Annotated in this window: 19 protein-coding genes and 1 tRNA gene; 1 reads left to right on the top strand and 19 read right to left on the bottom strand. The window is 73.2% G+C overall.

The features are described 5' to 3' along the window. Nucleotides 1-645: 645 nt before the first annotated feature. The 3 genes from T328_RS02660 to T328_RS02650 form a co-directional block, all read right to left on the bottom strand. Nucleotides 646-906 (bottom strand): hypothetical protein, encoded by a 261-nt coding sequence (locus T328_RS02660; protein ID WP_496494153.1) that lies wholly within the window; start codon nucleotides 904-906, stop codon nucleotides 646-648. A 703-nt stretch (nucleotides 907-1609) separates the two neighbouring features. Further along, nucleotides 1610-2140, bottom strand: coding sequence for an exonuclease/endonuclease/phosphatase family protein (locus T328_RS02655; protein ID WP_496494152.1), 531 nt, complete (start codon nucleotides 2138-2140; stop codon nucleotides 1610-1612). Nucleotides 2141-2304: 164 nt separating this feature from the next. Beyond that, nucleotides 2305-2754, bottom strand: coding sequence for a helix-turn-helix transcriptional regulator (locus tag T328_RS02650; RefSeq protein ID WP_496494151.1), 450 nt, complete (start codon nucleotides 2752-2754; stop codon nucleotides 2305-2307). Between the two features lie 404 nt (nucleotides 2755-3158). On the opposite strand from T328_RS02650, the gene T328_RS02645 reads away from it, so the two are divergent. Further along, nucleotides 3159-3473, top strand: a complete 315-nt coding sequence (locus T328_RS02645) for a hypothetical protein (RefSeq protein WP_496494150.1) — start codon at nucleotides 3159-3161, stop codon at nucleotides 3471-3473. 117 nt (nucleotides 3474-3590) lie between these two features. On the opposite strand, the gene T328_RS02640 is transcribed toward T328_RS02645, so the two are convergent. The 16 genes from T328_RS02640 to T328_RS02565 form a co-directional block, all read right to left on the bottom strand. Then, nucleotides 3591-3674 (bottom strand) — tRNA-Leu (locus tag T328_RS02640). A gap of 182 nt (nucleotides 3675-3856) precedes the next feature. After that, nucleotides 3857-4885 carry a sugar phosphate isomerase/epimerase family protein gene (locus T328_RS02635; RefSeq protein WP_496494149.1) on the bottom strand — a complete coding sequence of 343 codons (1029 nt, stop codon included), beginning with the start codon at nucleotides 4883-4885 and terminating at the stop codon, nucleotides 3857-3859. 26 nt (nucleotides 4886-4911) lie between these two features. After that, the gene (locus T328_RS02630) at nucleotides 4912-6291 is read right to left on the bottom strand and encodes an alkaline phosphatase family protein (protein ID WP_496494148.1); all 1380 of its coding nucleotides are present in this window, start codon (nucleotides 6289-6291) and stop codon (nucleotides 4912-4914) included. Further along, entirely contained in the window at nucleotides 6288-7466 is a 1179-nt protein-coding gene (gene eboE / locus T328_RS02625) for a metabolite traffic protein EboE (protein WP_496494147.1), read from the bottom strand. The genes T328_RS02630 and eboE overlap by 4 nt, the downstream gene beginning before the upstream one ends. 3 nt (nucleotides 7467-7469) lie before the next feature. After that, entirely contained in the window at nucleotides 7470-8327 is an 858-nt protein-coding gene (locus T328_RS02620) for a TatD family hydrolase (RefSeq protein WP_496494146.1), read from the bottom strand. Next, nucleotides 8327-8998, bottom strand: coding sequence for an EboA domain-containing protein (locus tag T328_RS02615; protein WP_496494145.1), 672 nt, complete (start codon nucleotides 8996-8998; stop codon nucleotides 8327-8329). The genes T328_RS02620 and T328_RS02615 overlap by 1 nt, the downstream gene beginning before the upstream one ends. Before the next feature lie 190 nt (nucleotides 8999-9188). Beyond that, on the bottom strand, nucleotides 9189-10061 hold the full coding sequence (locus T328_RS02610; RefSeq protein ID WP_496494144.1) for a sugar phosphate isomerase/epimerase family protein: 873 nt from the start codon (nucleotides 10059-10061) through the stop codon (nucleotides 9189-9191). After that, a complete protein-coding gene (locus T328_RS02605) occupies nucleotides 10058-12034 on the bottom strand; it encodes a UbiA family prenyltransferase (RefSeq protein WP_496494143.1) in 1977 nt (658 codons plus the stop codon). The genes T328_RS02610 and T328_RS02605 overlap by 4 nt, the downstream gene beginning before the upstream one ends. After that, entirely contained in the window at nucleotides 12031-13182 is a 1152-nt protein-coding gene (locus tag T328_RS02600; protein WP_496494142.1) for an inositol-3-phosphate synthase, read from the bottom strand. Before T328_RS02600 ends, T328_RS02605 begins: the two co-directional genes overlap by 4 nt. 83 nt (nucleotides 13183-13265) lie before the next feature. Beyond that, nucleotides 13266-14597 (bottom strand): ThuA domain-containing protein, encoded by a 1332-nt coding sequence (locus T328_RS02595; RefSeq protein WP_496494141.1) that lies wholly within the window; start codon nucleotides 14595-14597, stop codon nucleotides 13266-13268. Nucleotides 14598-14958: 361 nt separating this feature from the next. After that, nucleotides 14959-15960: a sugar phosphate isomerase/epimerase family protein gene (locus tag T328_RS02590; RefSeq protein ID WP_496494140.1), complete on the bottom strand. Its 1002-nt coding sequence runs from the start codon at nucleotides 15958-15960 to the stop codon at nucleotides 14959-14961. A gap of 62 nt (nucleotides 15961-16022) precedes the next feature. After that, complete coding sequence (locus T328_RS02585) at nucleotides 16023-17228, bottom strand: Gfo/Idh/MocA family protein (RefSeq protein ID WP_496494139.1); 1206 nt, start codon at nucleotides 17226-17228, stop codon at nucleotides 16023-16025. Nucleotides 17229-17316: 88 nt separating this feature from the next. Further along, entirely contained in the window at nucleotides 17317-18366 is a 1050-nt protein-coding gene (locus tag T328_RS02580; protein ID WP_496494138.1) for a substrate-binding domain-containing protein, read from the bottom strand. 14 nt (nucleotides 18367-18380) lie between these two features. Then, nucleotides 18381-19403, bottom strand: coding sequence for an ABC transporter permease (locus tag T328_RS02575; RefSeq protein WP_496494137.1), 1023 nt, complete (start codon nucleotides 19401-19403; stop codon nucleotides 18381-18383). Beyond that, entirely contained in the window at nucleotides 19404-20939 is a 1536-nt protein-coding gene (locus tag T328_RS02570) for a sugar ABC transporter ATP-binding protein (protein ID WP_496494136.1), read from the bottom strand. A gap of 289 nt (nucleotides 20940-21228) precedes the next feature. Beyond that, a complete protein-coding gene (locus T328_RS02565; protein WP_496494135.1) occupies nucleotides 21229-22410 on the bottom strand; it encodes an ROK family protein in 1182 nt (393 codons plus the stop codon). Nucleotides 22411-22585: the final 175 nt, after the last annotated feature.

The raw sequence follows: 22585 nt of genomic DNA, 5'->3' as shown, positions 1-22585 counted from the left end.
CAGCCCTTTCACCCCCCGGAGAGACTGCCAGCCTGCTGCCAATCTAGACCGGACGCCGTGATCGCTCCCGCCGTAACCCGCCAGATGGACGCGGCCGGCGAGGCGGGCCACTGCTCCCCGAAGACCAGCCGCGGTTCCCTTCGGCGGCGCACGGAACGTAGCCGGCACCCCGTGTCGTGGCAGCCGGGGCGTCGACCAGATCCTGCAGATGCTCAAGGCATGCCCGCGACGGGCGGGCCCTTCCCCGGCCCGCCGCGTGGCTACCCTTCCGCCAGCCGGCGTTCGCACTCCTTCAGCGGCACGCAACCGGCACCTGGTCAGTACCCGACGTAGGCGACGACGATGACGGTGCGCAGCGCGGTGACGTAGTAGATGACGCGGATGTCGTCGACGTCGTCGGCGTACTCGCGTAGTTCGGGGTGGGTGGCGGGGATCGGGGTACCGAGTGCGGGGTCGACGGACAGGGCGGGCAGCGTGCGGTCCAGGGCGTGGACGGCTATTCGTCGGTGATGGCCTGGATCTCCCGGGCGTCGTCGACCAGCTGCTGCAGTGACCGGGCCCGGCCGGGGGCGGGGGCGGGGCCGGCCGTGCCCTCCGGGGTACGGAGGACACGGCCGGCCCGTGCGCCGTCGCCGGCCGGCTCCCTTACGGCCCGGCCGCCGGCTGCTGTTCGCCGGCGCCAGCGCCCGGATGCACCGGCTCCGCCCCGGTGGGGGACTCCTCCGCATCCGTGCTCGTGCCGGGGGTGTCCTCGCTCTCGCCGACGCCGGTGTCGACGCCCTGGTCCGGCTGTGTCTCCCCGGTTTCGACGAGGTCTCGCCTCCTCGGCTCGTCGTGGTCCGCCCCGCCGTCGCGGGGCGGCATGTCGAACCGCTCCCACCGCCACTGGTAGAACCTGGTCTCCACCCGCATGGGCTCCCACACCGCGTCCGGGCTCGGCTGCAGCTCCGGCCCGAGGTGGGGGGAGTGGATCCGGCCCTCCCGGAACTCCCACTGCTTGCTCTCGTCGCCGGGGGTCGCACCGCGGGGTGATGTAGACCGAGTCGTCGGCGCTGCGCCCGATGCATTCGCTGGTGACGAAGGTGAGGAGGTACCGGCCGGGCTCGGAGCTGAAGCGCACCTGCAGCACCTGGCTGCGTGATCCTGTTGCTGCCGTCCTCCACAGGCGTCACGGTCGGCCCTTCCGTCCGGTACGACGCGGCGCGCGTGATGACGGCGTCGTTGAGGTACCAAGAGTGGATGAGGCACGTAGGGCCGGGCACCGGTGCGTCGCAGTCCGGCTCCGCGGCGGCGCCCCGCGGTTCAGCGGCGCCCGGCGGTTCCGCGGCCCTCGCGGCCATCGGCCGGGGGCCGCAGCCCGGGAGCATGAAGAAGCGCAGCATCCAGTGGTCGGAGCCGAGCCCCTGTCGCTCGACCTGGACGGTGCGCTGGTCAGCGTCGCCGTAATAGGCCCAGTCGAGTTCCTCGCCGCCCTGGTGAGTGGGCTGGTTCGAGCGCACGATGTGCCGGTGGTACTGCACCGGCATGTTGGCCGGGTTCTCGTTGAAGTCGGCCAGGACACGGTGGCGCTCGGTGCCCGGCCGGTTCGCCATGAACTGGTTGGCCGTGTCTACGACGTCGTCGGCACTGCGACCGCGGCCGGACGGCGCGTGCGCGGTGAAGTACCAGATGACACCGAACCGCACGCCGAGCGTCGGTCGGGCGTCGGGTGGTTGCGCACGGGGAGCAGCACGGCATCGTCCGCGGCCTCCCGGGTGACGATGGCCAGGCCGTTGCGCTGCTGGCCCACGTCAGCGAAGTAGACGTTCGCGTGAGCCACTCGGTCGGTGCCGGCGTTCCAGGCGTTCTCCGTGACCGCGCCGTTGGCCCACGACCGGGTCTCTGCCGACTGCGGCGGCGGCCGGGTGCCCGCCTCCTGGACGGCGATCAGATGCGCGCCCCGCGTCAGCTCCGGCCGGAGGTCCGCCACCCAGCGGCTCTCCGGGCGCACCACGCCGGTCCCGGGCGCCTGGCCCGGGCCCCCCATCTCGCCGTTCATGTTCCAGCTCGACGAGTACGTGAAGGCCGGCTGGGCGCTGGCGGACGGAATGGCCGGGTTCAGGACTGTGACGAGGGTGACCGCCGCGACGAGCGCGGTCACGACCGCCACCGCGAACAGCGCGGAACCCCGGCGGCGCAGCCGCGCACGAGGGCGCGGTCGGGACGATCGCGCGGCCTGAGCGGTCGCGGTGGACAACTCTTCTCTCAAGACGTTCTCCCCCAAGGATGGTGTACGGCCCGGTTGTCCCGGGACGCGGTCCACGCTCACAACGCCGCACCGCGGTCGCATCTGCGAAACTCGCCTATCTCCGCCGGGTGCACGGCGGTTGAGGAGTCAGAGAAGCCGCAGGTTCCGGAGCTGGCGGCGGAGGTGATGCCGAGCTTGCGGAAGATGCTGCGCAGGTGCGCGTCGATGGTGCGGGGGCTCAGAAAGGGCTGCGCGCCGACCTCCTTGGAGGTCGCCCCGATGGCCACCAGCCGCGCGACGTGCAGCTCGTGGGGGGTGAGCGCGTCGGCCGGGTGGTCGGCCGGCCGGCGGGGCTGCTCGCCGGCGGCGCGTAACTCGCGGGCGGCGCGGGCGGCGTACGCCCCGGCGCCCATGCCGGACAGCAGCCCGTGGGCGGTGTGCAGGTGCTCCAGCGCGTCCTGGCGGCGGCGTTCGCGGCGCAGCCACTCGCCGTAGACCAGGTGCGCGCGGGCGAGATGGGTGACCATCCGGCAGCGGCCGAGCCGCTGGACCGCCTCGCGGTAGTACGCCTCGGCGGCCGGCCCGGTGCTCGTCAGCGCCCACTGAGTGCCGCTGGCGCGCGCCCGGGAGCCGAGCAGCTCCAGCGCGGCGGTCGCGCGCGCCTGCTCACCGGCGCGGACGGCCGCCTCGAAGAGAAACCCCCATAGCCGCCGCAGAAGCCCGCCGGATCCCGCGGCCGAGTCTTAGTCCTCGTGCCCGCTCTCGACCTGGTCACCGCCCAGTCGATCGCCGCCTGTCGGGAAGCTGGCCGCCCCGGCCCGACGTCGCCAGGCGGCCTCACTCAGAAGCTGGGCGATCTCCATCAGGCCACCAGGTCAGGTGACAAGCTGCCAGGGCCGGACGGCGCCGAGCATGCTATACGGCTCCCCGTGTGGCTGGCGGGGTGTGCGGGCGGCGGATGGACTCCTGCTGGTCTCACGATCGCCCGGCCTACCGCTGCCGCCACGGCCGCACCAGCGCCACCGGCCCCGGCACGGACCTGCCCCGCAGCACCTACCTCCGCGAGGACCGCATCCTGGCCCACCTGCCCGCCCTGCTGCTCCGCCTCACCCCAGGCGACGAGCCGACCGCCCCCGAAGCGGCAGCCGCCCGGCCGCGGGCCGAGAGCGTGACGTTGGCCTACGACCCGGCGGACCAGACCCTCACCGCCGGCACCCCGACGAGAGAAAGGATCCGTATCGGCTGACCTAGCGCCCCTCCACCGCCAGGGACGGAAAGACAAAATGCACCCGTCCCTCACTCCAGGTGAGAGCCGGGTGCCAATGGCGCCTGCCCGCGAACCGATGATCGCGGGGTAATTATGTGTCCGAGGGGGGACTTGAACCCCCACGCCCTTTACGGGCACTAGCACCTCAAGCTAGCGCGTCTGCCATTCCGCCACCCGGACCGGATTGCCGTGCCGCGGCAGAGGGCCGCGGGGCAACCCCCACGATATCAAGGATTCGGGGGCTGCTCGCACCGGTATTCAGGCACGGAGCGCGAGTAGAGGTCTCATTCTGTGACCGTCGTGGCCCCGGCCCGCCGGTGGGGCGGCGGGCCGGGGGGTTGGGGGCGGTCGGGTGGGGTGGGTCAGGCGTGGAGGTGGTGGAGGTGGTGTGCGGAGCGGCGGGCGGTGGTGAAGGAGCCGGCCGGGTTCGTGGCCGGGTCCACCGCGTCGTCGCGCTCGACGAGCCAGTTGTGGTACGTGCGGTACCGGCCGCGGGTGACGGTGCCGATGAAGCGCTCGTAGTCGATGTCGCCGTCGCCCACGTCGACCATGTGGTAGCCGTCCTGGGATGCCTCGTCGTGCTCGCCGTCCTTGACGTGGAACAGCGGGAAGCGCCGCGGGTCGGCCGTGACGTAGTCCAGCGGGTCGAACGGCGCCGGGGTGCCGTCCGGGCGGGCGCTGAAGCGGTGGACTCCGGTGTAGGCCCAGTAGATGTCCATCTCCAGGTACACCAGGTCCGGGTCGGTCTCGGCGAGCATCAGGTCGTAGATGCGGACCGACGGGTCGTCGGTGCAGAAGCCGAACTCGTTGCCGTGGTTGTGGGTGTAGAACCGTATGCCGCGGCGCCGGGCCGCCGCGCCGTAGTCGTTGAACTCGGCCGCGGCGCGCTTGACCCCGTCGACCGTGTTGCCGTAACGGAACGGGCCGTCCCAGGTGCCGACGTACGGCAGGTCCAGGGCCTCGGCGTCGTCGAGGACCTGCTCCAGGCTGGTGGCGAAGGAGTAGCCCGCGGGGTCGTCGACGTGGTACGAGACGTGGCTGCCGATGGCGCGCAGTCCGTGGTCGCGGGCCAGGCGGCGCAGCCGGGGCAGGGTGATGGGGCCGTTGCCCTGGGTGTAGCCGGCGTACTCGACCTGGTCGTAGCCGTAGCGCTCCAAGGCGTCGAAGACCTTGCCGAAGCCGACCGTGCCGACCTGGTCGCGGAGGGTGTACAGCTGGATGCCCAGCCGGCCCCGCGGGACCGCGGGCCGGCCACCGCCGTGCGGCGTCGCCGCGGCGCTCGGGGCAGCCGCCGCGCCGGCGACGGCCGCCGCGGTGGTGCCGGCGGCCACGCCGAGGAATCTGCGTCTGTTGAGGGCGTGGTCCAGTTCTTCGCTGGGTCTGGTGGACATGGCATTGCTCCTTGGACGGGGATGAGCTAGTCGAGGCCGGCTAGCGACAGCAGCAGGGACTTCACGTCGGTCGCCGGTACGGGACCCGAGGTCGCCCCCGGCCGGGTGGTGATCAGCACCGGGCCGTCGCGCTCGTCGTCCGGGAGGCGGCCGTGGCTGCCGCGCACCGGGGCGGGGTCGAGCGGGACGACGGCCAGGCGGTAGCGCATCCCGGCCTTCTTACGGGCGATCGCGGAGACGGCACGCAGGCGTACGTACGGGTCGGTGGGGTCCATGAACAGCTCGGCGGGGTCGTAGCCGGGTTTGCGGTGGATCTCGACGAGCTGGGCGAAGTCCGGGGCGCGGTCGTCGTCGAGCCAGTAGTAGTACGTGAACCAGGCCTCCGGATCCGCCACCGCGACCAGCTCGCCGGCGCGCGGGTGGTCCAGGCCGTGGGCCTTCTTGCCGGTGTCGGAGAGCACGTCGGCGACGCCGGGCAGCCGGGTGAGGATCTCCCGGGTGGCCTCGGTGTCGGCGGGGTCGCGGACGTAGACGTGGGCGATCTGGTGGTCCGAGACCGCGAAGGCGCGCGACGCCCACGGGTCGAGGTACTCCATCCCGTCCTGGGTGTAGACCTCCAGCAGCCCGGCCTTGCGCAGCGCGCGGTTGACGTCCACGGGCTTCGACGCCTGCGTGATGCCGTACTCCGACAGCACCACGGTCTCCGCGTCCGCCGCCCGCGCGTCCGCCAGCAGCGGCGCCAGCGCGTCGTCCAGCTCGCGCGCGGCGGCGTGCGAGCGCGGGTCGTCGGGGCCGTAGCGCTGCAGGTCATAGTCGAGGTGCGGGAGGTAGACGAGGGTGAGGTCGGGGCTGTACGCGTCGAGGATGTGCCGCGAGGCGTCGATGATCCACTGCGAGGAGGCGATGCTCGCCGTGGGCCCCCAGTAGTTGAACAGGGGGAACGTGCCGAAGGCGGCGGTCAGTTCGTCGTGCAGCTCCGGCGGCCGGGTGTAGCAGTCGGGCTCCTTGCGGCCGTCGGCGTAGTAGATCGGGCGCGGGGTGACGATGTAGTCGGTGTCCATGCCCATCGCGTACCACCAGCAGACGTTGGCCACGGTGTAGCCGGGGTACGCGCGCCGGGCGGCGTCCCACAGCTTTTCGCCGCCGACGAGCGCGTTGTGCTGGCGCCACAAGAAGATCTCGCCCAGCTCGCGGAAGTACCAGCCGTTGGCGACGATCCCGTGCTCCGCCGGCGGCTCGCCGGTGAGGATCGTCGACTGCACGGTGCAGGTGACGGCGGGCAGCGGCGGCGTCAGCGCGCTGTTCGAGCCGGCGTCGGCCAGCGCGCGCAGGTTCGGCATGTGGTCGAGGAGACGCGGCGTGAGGCCGACGACGTCGACGACGACCAGCCGCTTCGGGGGCGTCATGGCAGCTCCTTCAGGCCGAGCGAGGTGATCAGGTCGCGGGCGACGGTCAGCTCGGCGGCGATGCCGTCGGCGAGCTGGGCGCGGCTGCGCGGTCGCAGGTGGGGGGGCAGCGCCTGCCAGGTGTACGTCTCCACTTCCAGGTGCCGCGTCAGCGGCGCGGGACCGCCGACGAGGCGCGCCAGCGTCTCTTCGAGCACCGGCGTCGTCGCTTTCAGCGGCGGCTCCAGCGGGGCGTGCAGCGGCACGTGGAAGTGGGCGCGCCAGGGGCCGTCGTCGGGGAGGCCGCCGGCCAGGGCCTCGTCGAGGTCGTCGGTGGCGCGTACGGTGCCGTCGGCGGCGCGGATACGGGTCTGGTGCAGGAACCGCGGCTCCGCGAAGGCGGCGAGCGCGGTCCGTACGCCGGGCTCCGCGGGACGGTCCGCCAGCAGCGCCGCCGACAGCTGGGACTTGACGATGGGCAGGCCGGCGCCGGTGATGCCGGCGATGGCGGTGGCCGGGTCCTCGAAGGAGGTGGCCAGGTGGCAGGTGTCGACGCAGACGCCGATGCGTTCGGCGGGCGGCGCGCCCTCCGCGGTGAGCGCGGCGACCGCGTCGGCGGTGGTCTCGACCGTGCAGCCGGGCTCCGGCTCCAGACCGACGCGGATGGAGCGGCCGGTCAGCTCCTCGATGGCGTCGAGGCGCGCGGCCAGGGTGCCCAGCGCCGTCAGCGACGCCTTGCGGGCGGCGGCGTCGAAGTCGGTGCGCCAGGCGAGCGGGAGGGTGGAGATGGTGCCCTCGGTGACGTCGTCGGGCAGCAGCACGGCGAGCAGCCGGGCCAGCTCGACGGTGTGGTCGAGCCGCTCGGGCTCGGTCCAGTCGGGGCGGTAGACGCGGTACTTGACGACCTGGTCGCCGAACCCCTGGTAGGGGAAGCCGTTGAGGGTCACGGCCTCCAAGCCGCGGTCGTCGAGTTCCTTCTTGAGCCGCCGCAGCGCGGCGGGGTCGGAGCCGAGGGTGCGTACGGCGTCGCGCGCGAGCCACAGGCCGATGCCCAGCCGGTCGCGGCCGAGCCGGCGGCGCACCGGCTCGGCGTGGTCGCGCAGCTGCGCCATCACCCCGTCGAGGTCTTCGGCGGGGTGCACGTTGGTGCAGTAGGCGAGGTGGACGAGGGAGCCGTCGGGGTGCCGGAAGCGCATGGCTCAGCTGCCCCCTCGGAGGATGGAGTTCCCTTCGTACGTGGCCCCGCCGGCCTCCGGTTTCTCCGGCTCCAGCTCCAGCCGGCCGCTCTGGCCGTAGAACTCCACCGGGTTCTGCCACAGCACCTTGTCGACGTCGGCGTCGGTGAAACCGGCGGCGAGCATGGCGTCGGCGGTCTTGCGGGTCTTGAGCGGGTCGCTCTTGCCCCAGTCGGCGGCGGAGTTGACGAGCATCCGCTCGGTGCCGTACTCGCGCAGGATGCGGACCATGCGGTCCTCGTCCATCTTGGTGTCGGGGTAGATGGAGAACGCCGCCCAGCAGCCGCTGTCCTTCGCGGCGGCCACCGTCGTCTCGTTGAGGTGGTCGAGGATGACGCGCTCGGGCGCCAGCCTGGACTCGCGTACGACGTCGAGCGTACGGGCGAGGCCGGCGGCCTTGTCGCGGTGCGGCGTGTGCACCATGGCGGGCAGCCCGTGGTCGGCGGCCAGCTCCAGCTGGGCGGCGAGCGCGTGGTCCTCCGCCGGGGTCATGGAGTCGTAGCCGATCTCGCCGACGGCGACGACGTGGTCCTTCAGCAGGTAGCGCGGCAGCTCCGCAAGGACCGGCAGGAGGCGCGGGTCGTTGGCCTCCTTGGGGTTGAGGGCGAGCGTGCAGTGGTGCGCGATGCCGTACTGGGCGGCGCGGAAGGGCTCCCAGCCGAGCAGCGAGTCGAAGTAGTCGTAGAAGCTCTCCGGGGAGGTGCGGGGCTGCCCCAGCCAGAAGGAGGGCTCGACGAGGGCGCGCACGCCCGCGTCGTACATGGCCGCGTAGTCATCGGTCGTGCGGGACGTCATGTGGATGTGCGGGTCGAAGATGCGCATCACACCTCCTTGCGGGTGAGGTCGAGGATCCGGTCGAGGTCGGCGGGTACGGCGCGGCCGGCGGCGGTCCGCTCGCGGGCGTAGTCGGTGAGCATGCGGGCGAGTTCGCCGTCGCCGGCGGCGCGTGCGGCCAGGCCCGCGATCTCGTCGGCGGGTACGCCGGTGAACAGGCACTTGAGGACGGCCTGCCGCCAGGCGTGGTCGCCGAGGCGCTCGGCGGCGTACGGGCCGAGGGCGGCGGCGACCAGGCGGGTGTCGTTCGTCCGCAGCGCGTCCTCGACCAGCGGTACGGCGCCGGGGCCGAGGCCGAGGTGGGGCAGCGCGCGCAGCACGGCGCGGCGTTCGGCGGCGTCGCCGCGGTCGTAGACGCGGGTGGCGACCTGCTCGTCGGCACGGGCGGCGTGCAGGATCAGCACGCGTACGGCGTCGGCGGCCTCGGCGCCGCAGCGACGGCGGGCGGCGGCGAAGTGCGCCTCCCAGGCGAGCAGTCCGGCGCTGGGGCCGGGGGTGTCCGCGGCGGCGTCGGCGAGCGCGGCGGCGAGCCACTCGCGGGCCTCGGGCGCGAGGCCCGCGTCGACGGACGCGCGCAGGGCGGCGGCCGTTCCGGCGGAGGCGGCGGCGGGCTCGGCGGGGGGTGCTGGGGCGGGTGCGCCGGGGTTGGGAGTCACCACTGCGCGGCTCCTTTCACTCGGGTCCGGGCGGCCCTGCGCGGCGCGCGGATACCGGGACACGGCGCGGCCCCGGCGGGCCGGCGAACCCCGGTCGTCCGCACGGCGGCGGCGGCCGGTACGTACGACGGGGACAGGGACAGAGATGGGGACGGGGGCAGAGACACAGACGGGGGCGGGGGCGGGGGCGGGGTCAGCACGGCACCGCTCCCCTCGCCCGCGCCTCTTCCTCCGCCGCGCGCAGGAAGCGGATGGAACTCCCCGCCAGCTCGGGCCCGGCGTGCGAGTGCCGCGGCAGCTCGACGCTGATCAGGCCCCGGTAGCCGGTGGTTTGCAGGGCTTCGAGCACCGCCGGGAAGCCGATCTCGCCCTCGCCGAACGGCAGGTGCTCGTGCACCCCCCGGCACATGTCCTCGATCTGCACGTGCGCGAGCCACGGCGCGGCGGCGCGCACGCAGTCGGCGGGCAGCGCCTCCTCCAGGCACTGGCAGTGCCCGATGTCGAGGGTCAGCGCCAGCGCCGGCGGGTCGCCCAGTTCCTCGCGCAGCCGGTGGAACCCGGCGAGGTCGTACAGCAGATGGCCGGGCTCCGGCTCGATGGCGAGCGGCACGCCGGCCGCGTCCGCCGCCTGCAGCACCGGGGTCAGCTCCGCGCCCAGCCGCTTCCAGGCGTCCGGCTCCGACACCCCGTACGGGCGCGTGCCGCTGAAGCAGTGCACGGCGTTGGCGCCCAGCTCCGCGGCGACGTTCACGGCGGTGCGCAGCAGCCGGGCGCGTACGGCGCGCGCCTCGGGGTCCGGGTCGAGGAGGGTGGGGTGGTGCTTGCGGCGCGGGTCGAGGACGTAGCGGGCGCCGGTCTCGATCGTCACCGCGAGCCCGTGCCGGGCCAGCAGCCGCCGCACGGTGGCCGTGCGGGCGGGCAGGTCGGGGGCGAGCGGGTCGAGGTGCATGTGGTCGAGGGTGAGCGCGATGCCGTCGTAGCCGAGGTCGGCGAGGAGCGCGACGGCGTCGGTGAGGCGCAGGTCGGTCAGGCCGTTGGTGCCGTAGGCCAGGCGCAGCCGGGTCATGTCGGGCTCACCTTCCTCGCGAGCCGGCGGGCGACGGGTACGAGGGCCAGCAGCAGGGCGGCGCTGGCCGGGGCGCCCGCGCGGGCGGCGAGGGCGGACTGCAGCGGGATCATGGCGCGGATGCCGCCGCCGACCGCGCGTTGGGTGAGCTGCGGGCTGGGGTTGAGGGCGGCGTGCAGGTACGGGCGGACGGCGGTGGCGGCGTACGCGCCGGCGAGGAGGTCGCCGGGGGTGAGCGCCAGCCGGGGCCCGCCGGACGGTGGTCCGCCGGGTGGCGGTGCGCCGGTGCCGGTCCGCGGATTCGGATGGGGATGCGGTTGCGGATCCGCCTGCGGGTACGGGCCGTTGCCGCGGCGCAGGGTGGCGGCGACCGCGGTGGTGACGGCGAGGCCAACGAGCGGGACGGCCGTCGACCCGCCCTCCACCTCGCGGCGCGAGACGACGGTGACCGCGTAGGTGTGGACGCCGAGGAGGACGGCGGCGGCGAGCGGGCCGTCGGCGACGGCGGCCACGGCGGTGCGGTCGCCGCCGCGCCGGCGGAGCAGGGCCCCGGCGGGTCGGGCCGCGGCGGCGTACGCAAGGTCGGCGGTGCCGGGACCGGCGGATACGGAAACGCCGCGCACGGGCCCGATGCGGTCGCCGCCGCGCCGGCGGAGCAGGGCCCCGGCGGGTCGGGCCGCGGCGGCGTACGCAAGATCGGCGGTGCCGGGACCGGCGGATACGGAAACGCCGCGCACGGGCCCGGTGCGTACGTACCCGCCGCTCACGGGCCTGGCGCGACCGGGGCCCGCAGCCGACCGCCCGGCGGCGGGGCCGGCCTTCCGCGCCGCGCGGGCGTCCGTGGCCGCGGCGCCGAGGAGCAGGTCCAGGGTGCGGGCAGCGGCCATCGCGGCCGGTCCCGCGGGGGTGTTCTTCAGCTTCAGGTCGTACGCCCACACCGCCCCCGCGAGCGCGGTGGCGAGCGCGAGCGGCCGGCGGCCCGCGGCGGCGGCCAGACCGAGGCCCGCCGCGGTCAGGGCGGCGGCGGCGGTCAGCGCGGCGCGGGGGGTGATCCGGCCGGAGGGGAGGGGGCGGTGCGGGCGCTCGACGGCGTCGACGTCGCGGTCGGCGTAGTCGTTGAGCGCCATGCCCGCCTCGTAGAGGCAGAGGGAGGAGCCGATGGCCAGCGCGGTGCCGCGGTTGGGGCGCAGCCCGGCGGCGGCGGCGCCGGCGAGGGCGTCGCCGGGGACGGTGAACAGCGCGGAGACGCGGAGCAGTTCCACCCAGGCGCGGGCCTGCGCGGCCTTCGACGTGGCCGGCCGGCGTCCCTGGGCGCTGCGCGCCTCCGGCTCGGTAGGTCCGGCCGTACGCGGCCGGCGCAGCACGGAGGTCCCGCCCCCGGGCTCCCCCATAGCCCTGCGGACATGGGAGGTACCCCCAGCCGCGGCGGCGAGCAGCCCGACTCCCCCGGCCACCGCGGCGGCGACCGGGCTACGGCCCGCCGGCGCGGCGTCGCTGCGTCGCCGTACCTGCGCGGCCACCCCCGCGGCACCCGCGCCCGGCACGACCCCGGAGACGACGGCGGCGACCGGCCTACGGCCCGTGGCCCGCCGGCGCCGCGCCACGGCAACCGCGCCCAGCGCGAGCAGCCCGGCGCCACCGACCGCCGCGGCAGCCGGCGACGGCCTGCCGGTCGTACGCCTGTCTGCCGACCGCGCGACGGCACCCGCGGCACCCGTGGCGCTCGCGGCACCCGCGCCCAGCGCGAGCAACCCGGCTCCTGCGGCCACCGCCACCGCCGGCGACCGCCGGCCCCGTACCGCGGCAGCGGCGGCGACGCCGGCCACGCTCGCGCCCGCGACCTGCGCGAGCAGCCCGAAGCCGCCCGGCCGTGTCGCGGTCGCCGGGCGGCGGGTTCCGGTGCGTCCCGTACGGTGCGTTCTGCCCGGCCGGGCTGCCCATCCGGCCGGGGCCGTGTCCTTCGCGGCGCTCATCGCGGCACCCGCAGGCGGTCCGCGACGGCCAGCAACTCGTGCCACTGGTCGGCCAGCCCGGGCGGGCCGCTGTCCGGGTCCTTGAAGAAGAACCCGAGGCCCGGCACCGGCCCGGACAGCCCGGCCTCGTGGGCGCGTGCGACGATCCGGACGAGGTCGAGGACCAGCGGCGCGGCGAGCGCGGAGTCGCAGCCCTGCCAGATGGTCTGCAGCACCATGCGGGTGCCGAGGAAGCCGTCGAAGACGACGTGGTCCCAGGCGGTCTTCCAGTCGCCGAGGGCGGGGACGTCGTCGATGTGCACCTCGCCGTCGACGCCGGCGCCGAGGGAGTCGGCGAGGACCCGCTCCTTGCCGACGTTCTTGGCCGCCGCGGCGGCCGGGTCGCCGGCCAGGTTGGCGCCGTCGCCGCCACCGAGGAGGTTGGTGCCGGACCAGGCGCGCACCTCCAGCGCCCGCTGCAGGAACATCGGCGCCAGCACCGAACGCAGCAGCGTCTGGCCGGTCTTGCCGTCCCGCCCCGCGTACGGCAGGCCGGCGGCGGCGGCCACCTCGCGCAGCCGCGGGTGGTGCAGACCGGTGGAGGGGGTGAAGTTCACGTACGCGCAGCCGGCCCGCAGCGCGGCGGCGGCGTAGCAGGACGAGGCGGGCAGCGCGTCGCCCTCGGCGACCGGCTCGGTGGAGGCGACGTTGACGACGACGACGCGGGCGAGGTTGCGGCGGCGGGCGAAGTCGGTGATGTCGGCCGCGTACGAGGCGATCAGCGACTCCTCGTCGTACGGCTCGCCGGGCTCCGGGCCGCCGTTTCGTATCTCCTCGTCGGCGGCGGCCAGTTCGGCGCCGACGGCGGCGGGCAGCCCGTGCGGGAGCACGCCGCCGGCGGCGAGTTCCTCCGCGCGCTTGGGCAGTGGGGTGCAGGCCACGTCGTGGCCGCCGAAGACCAGCCGGCCGGGTGCCGGCAGCCCGCAGTCGGTGAAGGGCGCGGTCTCGGTGACCATGCCGGCGGCGGGGTGGAGTCCGGCGGCCAGCGCGGCGCAGCCGGTGATCACGGTCGTGGCGACGGAGCCGCGGGCGCCGACGAGCCAGACGCCGGTATCGGCCGTCACCGGATGCGCCGGTTTCGGCGGGGTGTCTTGTGGATGGACCGTCACGGCTGCTGCCTCCCACGTACGTTCAGTTCAGCTACACGGTGCGCCCGCGGGCGGGGGGTGTTGCGGCCCCCCGCCCACGGCGTTCACGGGAGATCCTTCACCCTGATGTCGCGGAACGACACCTGGTCGTCGACACCGTGGTTTTGGATCCCGATATGTCCGTCCGCAAGGCTGCGGACGGGGTCTGTGTTGGTGAAGTCGTTGATCTTCACGTCGTTCAGGAAGATCTGCAGATGCTCGCCCTCGACGCGCAGTTCGAAGGTGTTCCACTCCCCCGGCGGGTTGAGCGCCTCGTCGCGCGCGGCGATGTCGGCGGACTGGAAGCCGTAGACGGCCCCGGTGGTCTTGTCCTCGGAGTCGGTGGCGTCGATCTGGATCTCGTAGCCGTTGTCCACCGCGGACCAGGGGTCGTCGGAGGGCGGGAAGCCGATGAAGACGCCGGAGTTGTCGTCGCCTTCCACCCGCCAGTCGAGCATCAGGGAGTACGAGGTGAACTGCCTGGCCTCGTACCAGAGCATGCCCATGCCGCCCTCCGAGGTCAGGGTGCCGTCTTCCAGGCGGAACGAGCCCGGGCCGGCCTGCTTCCAGCCCTCCGTGGAGGTGCCGTCGAAGATCGGAGTGTAGTCGGTCTGGGCCGCACTGCAGTCCGACTCCACCGCACCGGCGGCGTACTGGATGCCGCCGAGGAGGTGGGCGCGGAACTCCGGCTCCGCGTAGGACTCCTTGGTGTGTCCGAGGCCGGTGTAGAAGGACCGGCCGCTCTCGTAGGTCTGGCACCAGGAGATGGGGTGGTCGTCGCCCATGTTCCCGCCGGTGTACGAGCTTTCGTCGAGGGTGGCGAGGACGCGCGCCTGACCACGCGGGTTGCTGCGGTAGTTGTACCACTCGTCGAAGCGCACCCATTCGTCGCCCAGGTGGGCGGTGGCGGGATGGTCGTGGTCCTCGACCTTGACCGTGGCCGTCTGGTTCTGCGGATGCGAGTCGAAGTACGCGCCGACCAGGCCGCCGTAGAACGGCCAGTCGTACTCGGTGTCGGCGGCGGCGTGGACGCCGACGTAGCCGCCGCCCGCGCCCACGTAGTCCTCGAAGGCCCGCTGCTGGGCGTCGTCGAGCACGTCGCCGGTGGTGGAGAGGAAGACGACGGCGTCGTACTGCTGGAGGTTGCCGGGGGTGAACGCGCCGGCGTCCTCGGTGGCGTCGACGGTGAAGCCGTTGTCGGCGCCGAGCTGCTGGATGGTCGCGATGCCGTCGGGGATGGAGTCGTGGCGGAAGCCGGCGGTCTTGGAGAAGACCAGCACGTGCTCGCCCTCCGCCTTCTCGGTCGGCCTCTCCGCGACGGCGGTGGAGGTGTTCATGGCCATGGCGGTGAGCAAGACGGCCGCCGCCGCGAGGGCGAGACGTCCGGGAGCTTTCATGGGAGCGCTCCTTGCGGGTGGTCGGATGGATGGCACCCCGCCGGCCGGGAGGCCGGCGGGGTGGTGGGGGGAGCTATCCGGTGGTGCGGGTGAAGTCGTCCACGTCGTGCAGCGCACCTGTGCCGCTGCCGGCGGTGCCGGCGGCGTCCGTCATGGAGTGCACCTGATCTCTCCTGCCGGGAGTGCGAGGTTTATGTCAGGGACATCACAGGAACGTAACCGTCTTTTACGGGATGGAGAAGCCCTTTGACAGTAACTTCAGTTATCTTCATCCTCGATGCGGACAAAGTGGCGTCCAGGCATGCCGGAGCAGCCCGGCGGCGCTGCCGCCGCCGGGCTCCGCTCCCCGCCGCGACGGCGGTCAGTCGCCGCCGAAGGCGGCGTCGAACGACGTCTGCGGAGGCTCGAAGTCGAGAGCCTTCAGCGACCGCAGCGCCTCGGGGGCGCCCTGCAGACGGTCCATGCCGGCGTCCTCCCACTCCACCGAGATCGGCCCTTCGTAGCCGATCGAGCGGAGCATCCGGAAGACGTCCTCCCAGGGCACGTCGCCGTGACCGGCCGAGACGAAGTCCCAGCCGCGCCGCGGATCCCCCCAGGGCAGGTGCGAGCCGAGCCGGCCGTTGCGGCCGTCGAGCCGCTTGCGGGCCTCCTTGCAGTCCACGTGGTAGATGCGGTCCTTGAAGTCCCACAGGAACCCGACCGGGTCGAGGTCCTGCCAGACGAAGTGGCTGGGGTCGAAGTTCAACCCGAAGGCGGGCCGGTGGCCGACCGCCTCCATCGCCTGGTGCGTCGTCCAGTAGTCGTACGCGATCTCCGACGGGTGCACCTCGTGCGCGAAGCGCACGCCCTCGGCGTCGAACACGTCGAGAATCGGGTTCCAGCGGTCGGCGAAGTCCTGGTAGCCGCGCTCGATCATGTGCGGCGGCACCGGGGGGAACATCGCCACCAGGTGCCAGATCGACGAGCCGGTGAAGCCGATGACGGTGTCCACGCCGAAGGCCGCCGCCGCCCGCGCGGTGTCGGCCACCTCGGCGGCGGCCCGCTGCCGGACGCCCTCGGGCTCGCCGTCGCCCCAGATACGGGCCGGGAGGATGGCCTGGTGGCGCTCGTCGATGGGGTGGTCGCAGACCGCCTGGCCCACCAGGTGGTTGGAGATCGCCCAGCACTTCAGGCCGTACTTCTCCAGCAGCTGGTGGCGGCCGTCGAGGTAACCGGGCTCGTTCAGGGCCTTGTCCACCTCGAAGTGGTCGCCCCAGCAGGCGAGTTCGAGGCCGTCGTAGCCGAAGTCGCGGGCCAGCCGGCAGACCTCCTCTAGGGGGAGGTCCGCCCACTGGCCGGTGAACAGGGTGAAGGACCGGGGCATCTGCGTGCCTCTTTCTCCGGAGTTCCTCCGGGGGTGATCCGGCTGATCCAGGTCGGGTGGGGTCAGGGGGCTTGGTCGGCTTGGCCCACGGCCGTGTAGACCGCGTTCTTCTCCGCGCTCTCCTCCACGGCCGCCAGCACCCGCTGCACCTGCAGCCCGTCCGCGAAGGACGGCGCGGGCTGCGCGCCGGCGGCGATGGCGTGGACGAGGTCGCGGGCCTGGTGGACGAAGGTGTGCTCGTACCCGAGCCCGTGGCCCGGCGGCCACCACGCCTCCAGGTACGGGTGCTCGGGCTCGGTGACGAGCACCCGGCGGAAGCCCGCGGTCTCGGCCGGCTCCGCGTGGTCGTGCAGCTGCAGCTCGTTCAGCCGCTCCAGGTCGAAGGAGAGCGAGCCGGACTCGCCGTTCAGCTCCACCGACAGGGCGTTCTTGCGGCCCGCCGCCATCCGGCTGACCTCGAAGGACGCCAGCGCCCCGGAGGCCATCCGGCCGGTGAACAGGGCGGCGTCGTCCACCGTGACCGGGCCGCGCTCGCCGCCGCCGGCCGCCGCGCCGGAGAGCCCCGCCGCCGCCGACGGCAGCGGGCGCTCCTTGACGAACGTCTCGGTCTGCGCCGAGACCCCCACCAGCGGCTCGCCGGTGAGGAACTGGGCCAGGTCGACGATGTGCGCGCCGAGGTCGCCGAGCGCCCCGGAGCCCGCCTTCTCCCGCTGCATCCGCCAGGCGAGCGGGAACTCCGGGTCGACGAGCCAGTCCTGCAGGTACGTCACACGCACGTGCCGCAGCGCACCCAGCCGGCCGCGGGCGATCAGCTCCCGCGCGTACGCCAGCGCGGGCACCCGGCGGTAGTTGAAGCCGACCATGGCGAGCTGCCCGCGCTCCCGCGCCCGCGCCGCGGCGTCGACCATCGCCTCGGCCTCGGCGACGGTGTTGGCGAGCGGCTTCTCGCACAGCACGTGCTTGCCCGCCTCCAGCGCGGCGATGGCGATCTCCGCGTGGCTGTCGCCCGGCGTACAGACGTCGACGAGCTGAACGTCGTCCCGGGTGATGAGCCGGCGCCAGTCGGTCTCCGCGGCGGCCCAGCCCAGCTTGCGGGCCGCGGTGGCCACCTTGTCCTCGTCGCGCCCGCAGATCGCGGCCATGACGGGGTCCAGCGGAAGGTCGAAGACCCGGGCGGCGGTCCGCCAGCCCTGCGAATGGGCCGCCCCCATGAACGCGTAGCCGACCATGCCGACGCCGAGCGCGGGTGCGGTCGTGTCGTGGGACATAGAACTCCTTGTCAGTAGGCTGCTTCCGGCGCGCCGCAGCGGTCGTTCCCGGTTGTCTGCGCGTGCGGCTCCTGGCGCTGGAATCCCGTCACTTGAAGCCGGTCGGCAGGTACTGGTCGATGTTGTCCTTGCTCACGACGGCGGAGTACAGCGTGATCGACGCCGGGATCTCGAACTCGGCCATGCCCGAGACGCCCTTCTGCTGGCCGAGGGCGCGCGCCAGGTCGATCGCGGAGGCGGCCATCGTCGGCGGGTACAGGACGGTGGCTTTGATCACCGAGTCGTCGGCCTTGATGGAGTCCATCACCGCCTTGGAGCCGGCGCCGCCGACCATGATGAACTCGTCGCGGCCCGACTGGTCGATGGCCCGCTTGACGCCCACGCCCTGGTCGTCGTCGTGGTTCCACATCGCGTCGAACTCCGGCACGGCCTGCAGCAGGTCGGACATCTTGCGCTGGCCCGACTCGACGGTGAACTCGGCGGCCTGCCGCGCCACCTTCTCGATGTTCGGGTAGTTCTTCAGCGCGTCGTCGAAGCCCGCCGTGCGCTGCTGGGTCAGCTCCAGGTTGTCGAGCCCGGCCAGCTCGACGACCTTCGCGTTCTCCTTGCCCTTGAGCTGCTCGCCGATGAAACGGCCGGCGTTCAGGCCCATGCCGTAGTTGTCGCCGCCGATCCAGCAGCGGTACGCCTGCGGGTCGTCGAAGATCCGGTCCAGGTTGATGACGGGGATACCGGCCTTCATGGCCTTCAGCCCGGCCTGCGTCATCGCCTTGCCGTCGGCCGGCAGGATGACCAGGACGTCGACCTTCTTGTTGATCAAAGAGTCGACCTGGCCGATCTGGGTGGCCGTGTCGTTGGATCCCTCGGTGATGTCGAGGGTGACGTCCTCGTACTTCTCCGCGCGCGAGCGCGCGTTGTCGTTGATGGCGTTGAGCCAGCCGTGGTCGGCCTCGGGGCCGGCGAAGCCGATGGTGACCGGCTTGCCGGGCTTGTCGTCCGAGACGTTCGCCTGCTGCTGCTCGGAGCCGCCGTCGTCGTCACTGTCGTCATTGCTGGTACAGCTGGTGAGAACGGCGGCGGCCGAGACACCGGCGGCACCGAAGAGCATGTTTCTGCGGCTGAAAGGCGATTCGGGCATGTGAGTACGACCCTTCATTGCGTCGAGGACTTACGCGAAGTGTGGTGCTGGATAAGAACGGCGGCGACGATGATCGCGCCCTTGGCGATCTTCTGGACGTCGCTTTGCACGTTGTTGAGCGCGAAGATGTTCGTGATGGTGGTGAAGACGACCACGCCCAGCACGGAGCCGATGATGGTGCCCCGGCCGCCGCTGAGCAGGGTGCCGCCGATGATCGCGGCCGCGATGGCGTCCAGTTCGTACAGGTTGCCGTTGGTGTTCTGGCCGGAGCCCGCGAGCACGATGAGCATGAACGCCGCGATGCCGCAGCAGAGCCCGGACAAGGCGTACAGCAGCAGGCGCTGCCGCTTGATGTCGATGCCGGCGAGCCGGGCGGCCTCGGGGTTGCCGCCGACCGCCACGGTGCGGCGGCCGAAGGTGGTGCGGTTGAGCAGCACCCAGCCCAGGGCGGAGACGCCGAGGAAGATGAGCACCAGGTACGGGATGCCGAGGATGCGGGCGTCCGCGTTCCCGAGGTCCAGCACCGCCTGTACCTCGACGATCTGCGTCTGGCCGTCGCTCATCTGCTCGGCGAAGCCGCGCGCGGAGGCGAGCATGGCCAGCGTGGCGATGAACGGCACGAGGCTGCCGTACGCGATGAGCACGCCGTTGACGAGGCCGCAGCCGATGCCCACGGCTACGGCGCAGAAGAGCATGCCCGTCAGGCCGTAGTCCTGGGTGGCCTGCGTCGTCGCCCAGACCGAGGCGAGGGCGACGATGGCGCCGACCGACAGGTCGATGCCGCCGCCGATGATGACCAGCGTCACGCCGATCGTGACCACGCCGATCGCGGACGACTGGGTGAGGATCAGCCGGAAGTTGTCGACGTCGATGAACTGGTCGGGCTTGGTGAGGGCGCCGACGGCGACCAGCAGGCCGAGCACGCCGACCAGCGCCAGGAGTCTGAAGTCCAGATGGCTCTGCCACCCGGCGGCGGGGCCGTTCCCGTTCGGCTTCTCCGGCGCCGGGGCGGGAAGCGAGTCAGATTTGCTCAGCACTTACGAGGTCCCTTCCATGACGAGGTCGAGCACCCGGTGCTCGTCGAGATCCCGGGCCGGGGCGGTGTGCACGACCCGGCCCTCGCGCAGCACGAGGACCCGGTCGGCGAGGCCGAGGACCTCGGGGAGTTCGCTGGAGACGAGCAGGACCGCGACGCCTTCGTCGGCGAGCCTGCGGATGAGCGCGTACAACTCGGCGCGGGCGCCGACGTCCACGCCGCGGGTCGGCTCGTCCAGCAGCAGCACCCGGCAGTCGCGCAGCAGCCAGCGCGCGAGCACCGCCTTCTGCTGGTTGCCGCCGGAGAGCGTGCGGACGAGGGCGTCCGGGTTGTCGGGGCGCAGCGACAGGTCGCGTACGGCCTCCCGGGTCGCGGACCGCTCCCCGGACCGGTCCAGCCAGCCGCCGGTGGAGAAGCGGGTGAGGGAGGAGATGGAGACGTTGCGGCTGACCGACTCCGTCATGAGCAGCGCCTGGGACTTGCGCTCCTCGGGGGCCAGCCCGACGCCCGCCTTGACGGCGGCGGTGACGCTGCCGGGGCGGAGCGGGCGGCCGTCGACGAGCACCCGGCCGGCGGTCGGCTTGCGCGCGCCGAAGACGGTCTCCAGGATCTCCGAGCGGCCCGAGCCGACCAGGCCCGCGAGGCCGACGATCTCGCCGGGGGCCAGCTCCAGGTCCACCGGCGCGAACTCGCCCTGCCTGGCCAGCCCTTCGAGGGTGAGCACGGGCGCCTTCCCGGCGGCCGGCGCCGCCGGCCGCTCGGGGAAGACGTGCGCGACGTTGCGGCCGGTCATCAGGGTGACGATCTCGTTGGTCGAGGTGCTCTGCGCCGGCAGCCCGCGGGCGACGGCGCGGCCGTCCTTCAGGACGGTGACGCGGTCGCCGATGCGGCGGATCTCCTCCAGCCGGTGGGAGATGTAGACGACGGCGACGCCCTGCGCGGTGAGGTCGGCGACGATGCGGAAGAGGTTGTCGACCTCGTCGGGGTCGAGAGCGGCGGACGGCTCGTCCATGACGATGAGCTTCACGTCGTGGGAGAGCGCCCGGGCCATGGAGACGACCTGCTGGCCGGCGGCGGAGAGGTTGCCGACGACGGTGTGGGCGGAGATCTCCGGGTGGCCGAGCCGGCCCAGCAGGTCCTGGGCGGCGGTGTGCGCCTCGCGGGGCCTGATGAACCCGCCGGAGGAGCGCTCGTGGCCGAGGAAGACGTTCTCCGCCACCGACACGTGCCGCACCAGGTCGAGTTCCTGGTAGATGGTGGAGATGCCCAGGCGCATGGCGGCCACGGGCGACTTCAGCGCGGTCTCTTCGCCCTGCCAGACGATGGTGCCCTCGTCGGGCTGGTGGGCGCCGGCCAGGACCTTGATGAGGGTGGACTTGCCGGCGCCGTTCTGGCCCAGCAGGCAGTGCACCTCGCCGGCCTCGACGTCGAGGTCGACGCCGTCGAGCGCGCGGACGCCGGGGAAGGACTTGGTGATCCCCGTCATGGTGAGCAGGGGTGCGGCGGGGGCGGGCGGCGTATCGGACTTGAGCGCCATGTACGGATCTCCTCGGCGGTGCTCCGGCTGCGCCTGCGCATGCGCAGGTTGGGCAGGGTGGAGCGCAAACGGGCGGGTTCACCGGGTGGTGCGATGCGGTGCGGGTGTCGTCGGCGGGCGGCGGAGTCGTGCGGGTGCCTGCGCGGGTGGTGCTGCGGTGGAGCCGGTGGTGCTCTGCGGGCGGTGCGGTGGTGCGGGTGGTGCGTGGGTCGTACGCGGTGGTGCGCGGGCCAGGGGTGGTGCGGGCGGTACGGATCGTGCGGGTGGTACGCGGTGTCCGCGCCCGGCGTCAGGCGGGCGAGAACAGGTGGTCGCTGGTGAGCCGGGCCGCGCCGATCACGCCGGCGGTGGGACCCAGCTCGCCGAGCACGATGGGCAGGTTGCCGGTCGCCAGCGGCAGCGACTGGCGGTAGACCTGGGTGCGGATGGCGGCGAGCAGCGTGTGGCCGAGGCCGGTGACGCCGCCGCCGATGACCACGAGCCCCGGGTTGAAGAAGCTGACCAGGCCGGCGATGACCTGGCCGGTTCGGGTGCCGCCCGCGCGGATGAGGTCCAGCGCGACCGCGTCGCCGGCGGTCGCCGCCGCGGCGACGTCCTTGGCCACCAGCTCGCCGCCCTCCTCCAGCCGGGCGGCCAGCTGCGCGGAGCGCCCCTCGCGGGCGGCGTTCTCGGCGTCCCGGGCGAGGGCCGAACCGCCGAAGTACGCCTCCAGGCAGCCGCGGTTACCGCAGGCGCATGGGCGCCCGTCCACCTCCACCTGGATATGGCCGACGTCGCCCGCGCTGCCGTTCGTCCCGCGGTACACCTCGCCGCCCACGACGATGCCGCAGCCGATGCCGGTGCCGATCTTGACGTAGAGGAAGTCCCGTACGGCACGGGCGACACCGGCGTGCTGCTCGCCCTGGGCCATGATGTTCACGTCGTTGTCGACCATGACCGGGCAGCCCAGTTCCTGGCTGAGGGCCTCGCGGACCGGGAAGCCGTCCCAGCCGGGCATGATCGGCGGCGCGACCGGCACGCCTTCGGGGAAGCGGACGGGACCCGGGACGCCGATGCCGGCGCCGTCGAAGCCCTCCGCCACCCCGGAGGCGCGGAGCTTGGCCGCCATCGCCAGCGCCTGCTCGAAGACCGCAACCGGGCCTTCGCGCACGTCCATGGGCTGGGTCAGGTGGCCGAGCACCTCCAGCTCGGCATTGGTGACCGCCACGTCGATGGAGGTGGCGCCGATGTCGACGCCGAGGAACCGCAGCGAGGGCGCGAGGCGGATGTTGTGCGACCTGCGACCGCCCCGGGAGGCGGCGAGGCCGTCGGCGACCACGAGCCCGGTCTGCAGCAGCCGGTCGATCTCGACCGCCAGCTTGGAGCGGGACAGTTCCACCTGGTCGCCGAGCTGCGCCCGGGAGTTCGGGCCGCCGTCACGCAGCAGGCGGAGCAGTCGCGCCTGGTGCGCGTTCGCGGGCCGAGCTGTCATGCGCCTCACGCCACTCCTCCCCGGCCTCGTACGTCCTCGTACGCCGTCGTCGGCTTTCCACGGGGAACGTAGCAGCGCTTGGCCACTGAGGGAAGAAGTTCTGCAGGAATCGGTATCTACTTTCTCCACCGTCAGGACAAAGAGGGGGCCTCGATCGGCGGCGTACGCTGGCCGC

The organism is Streptomyces sp. CNX435 (genome assembly GCF_059570575.1).
Note: the sequence above shows the minus strand (reverse complement) of the source record. Positions and strands in the feature narration are given on the sequence as shown.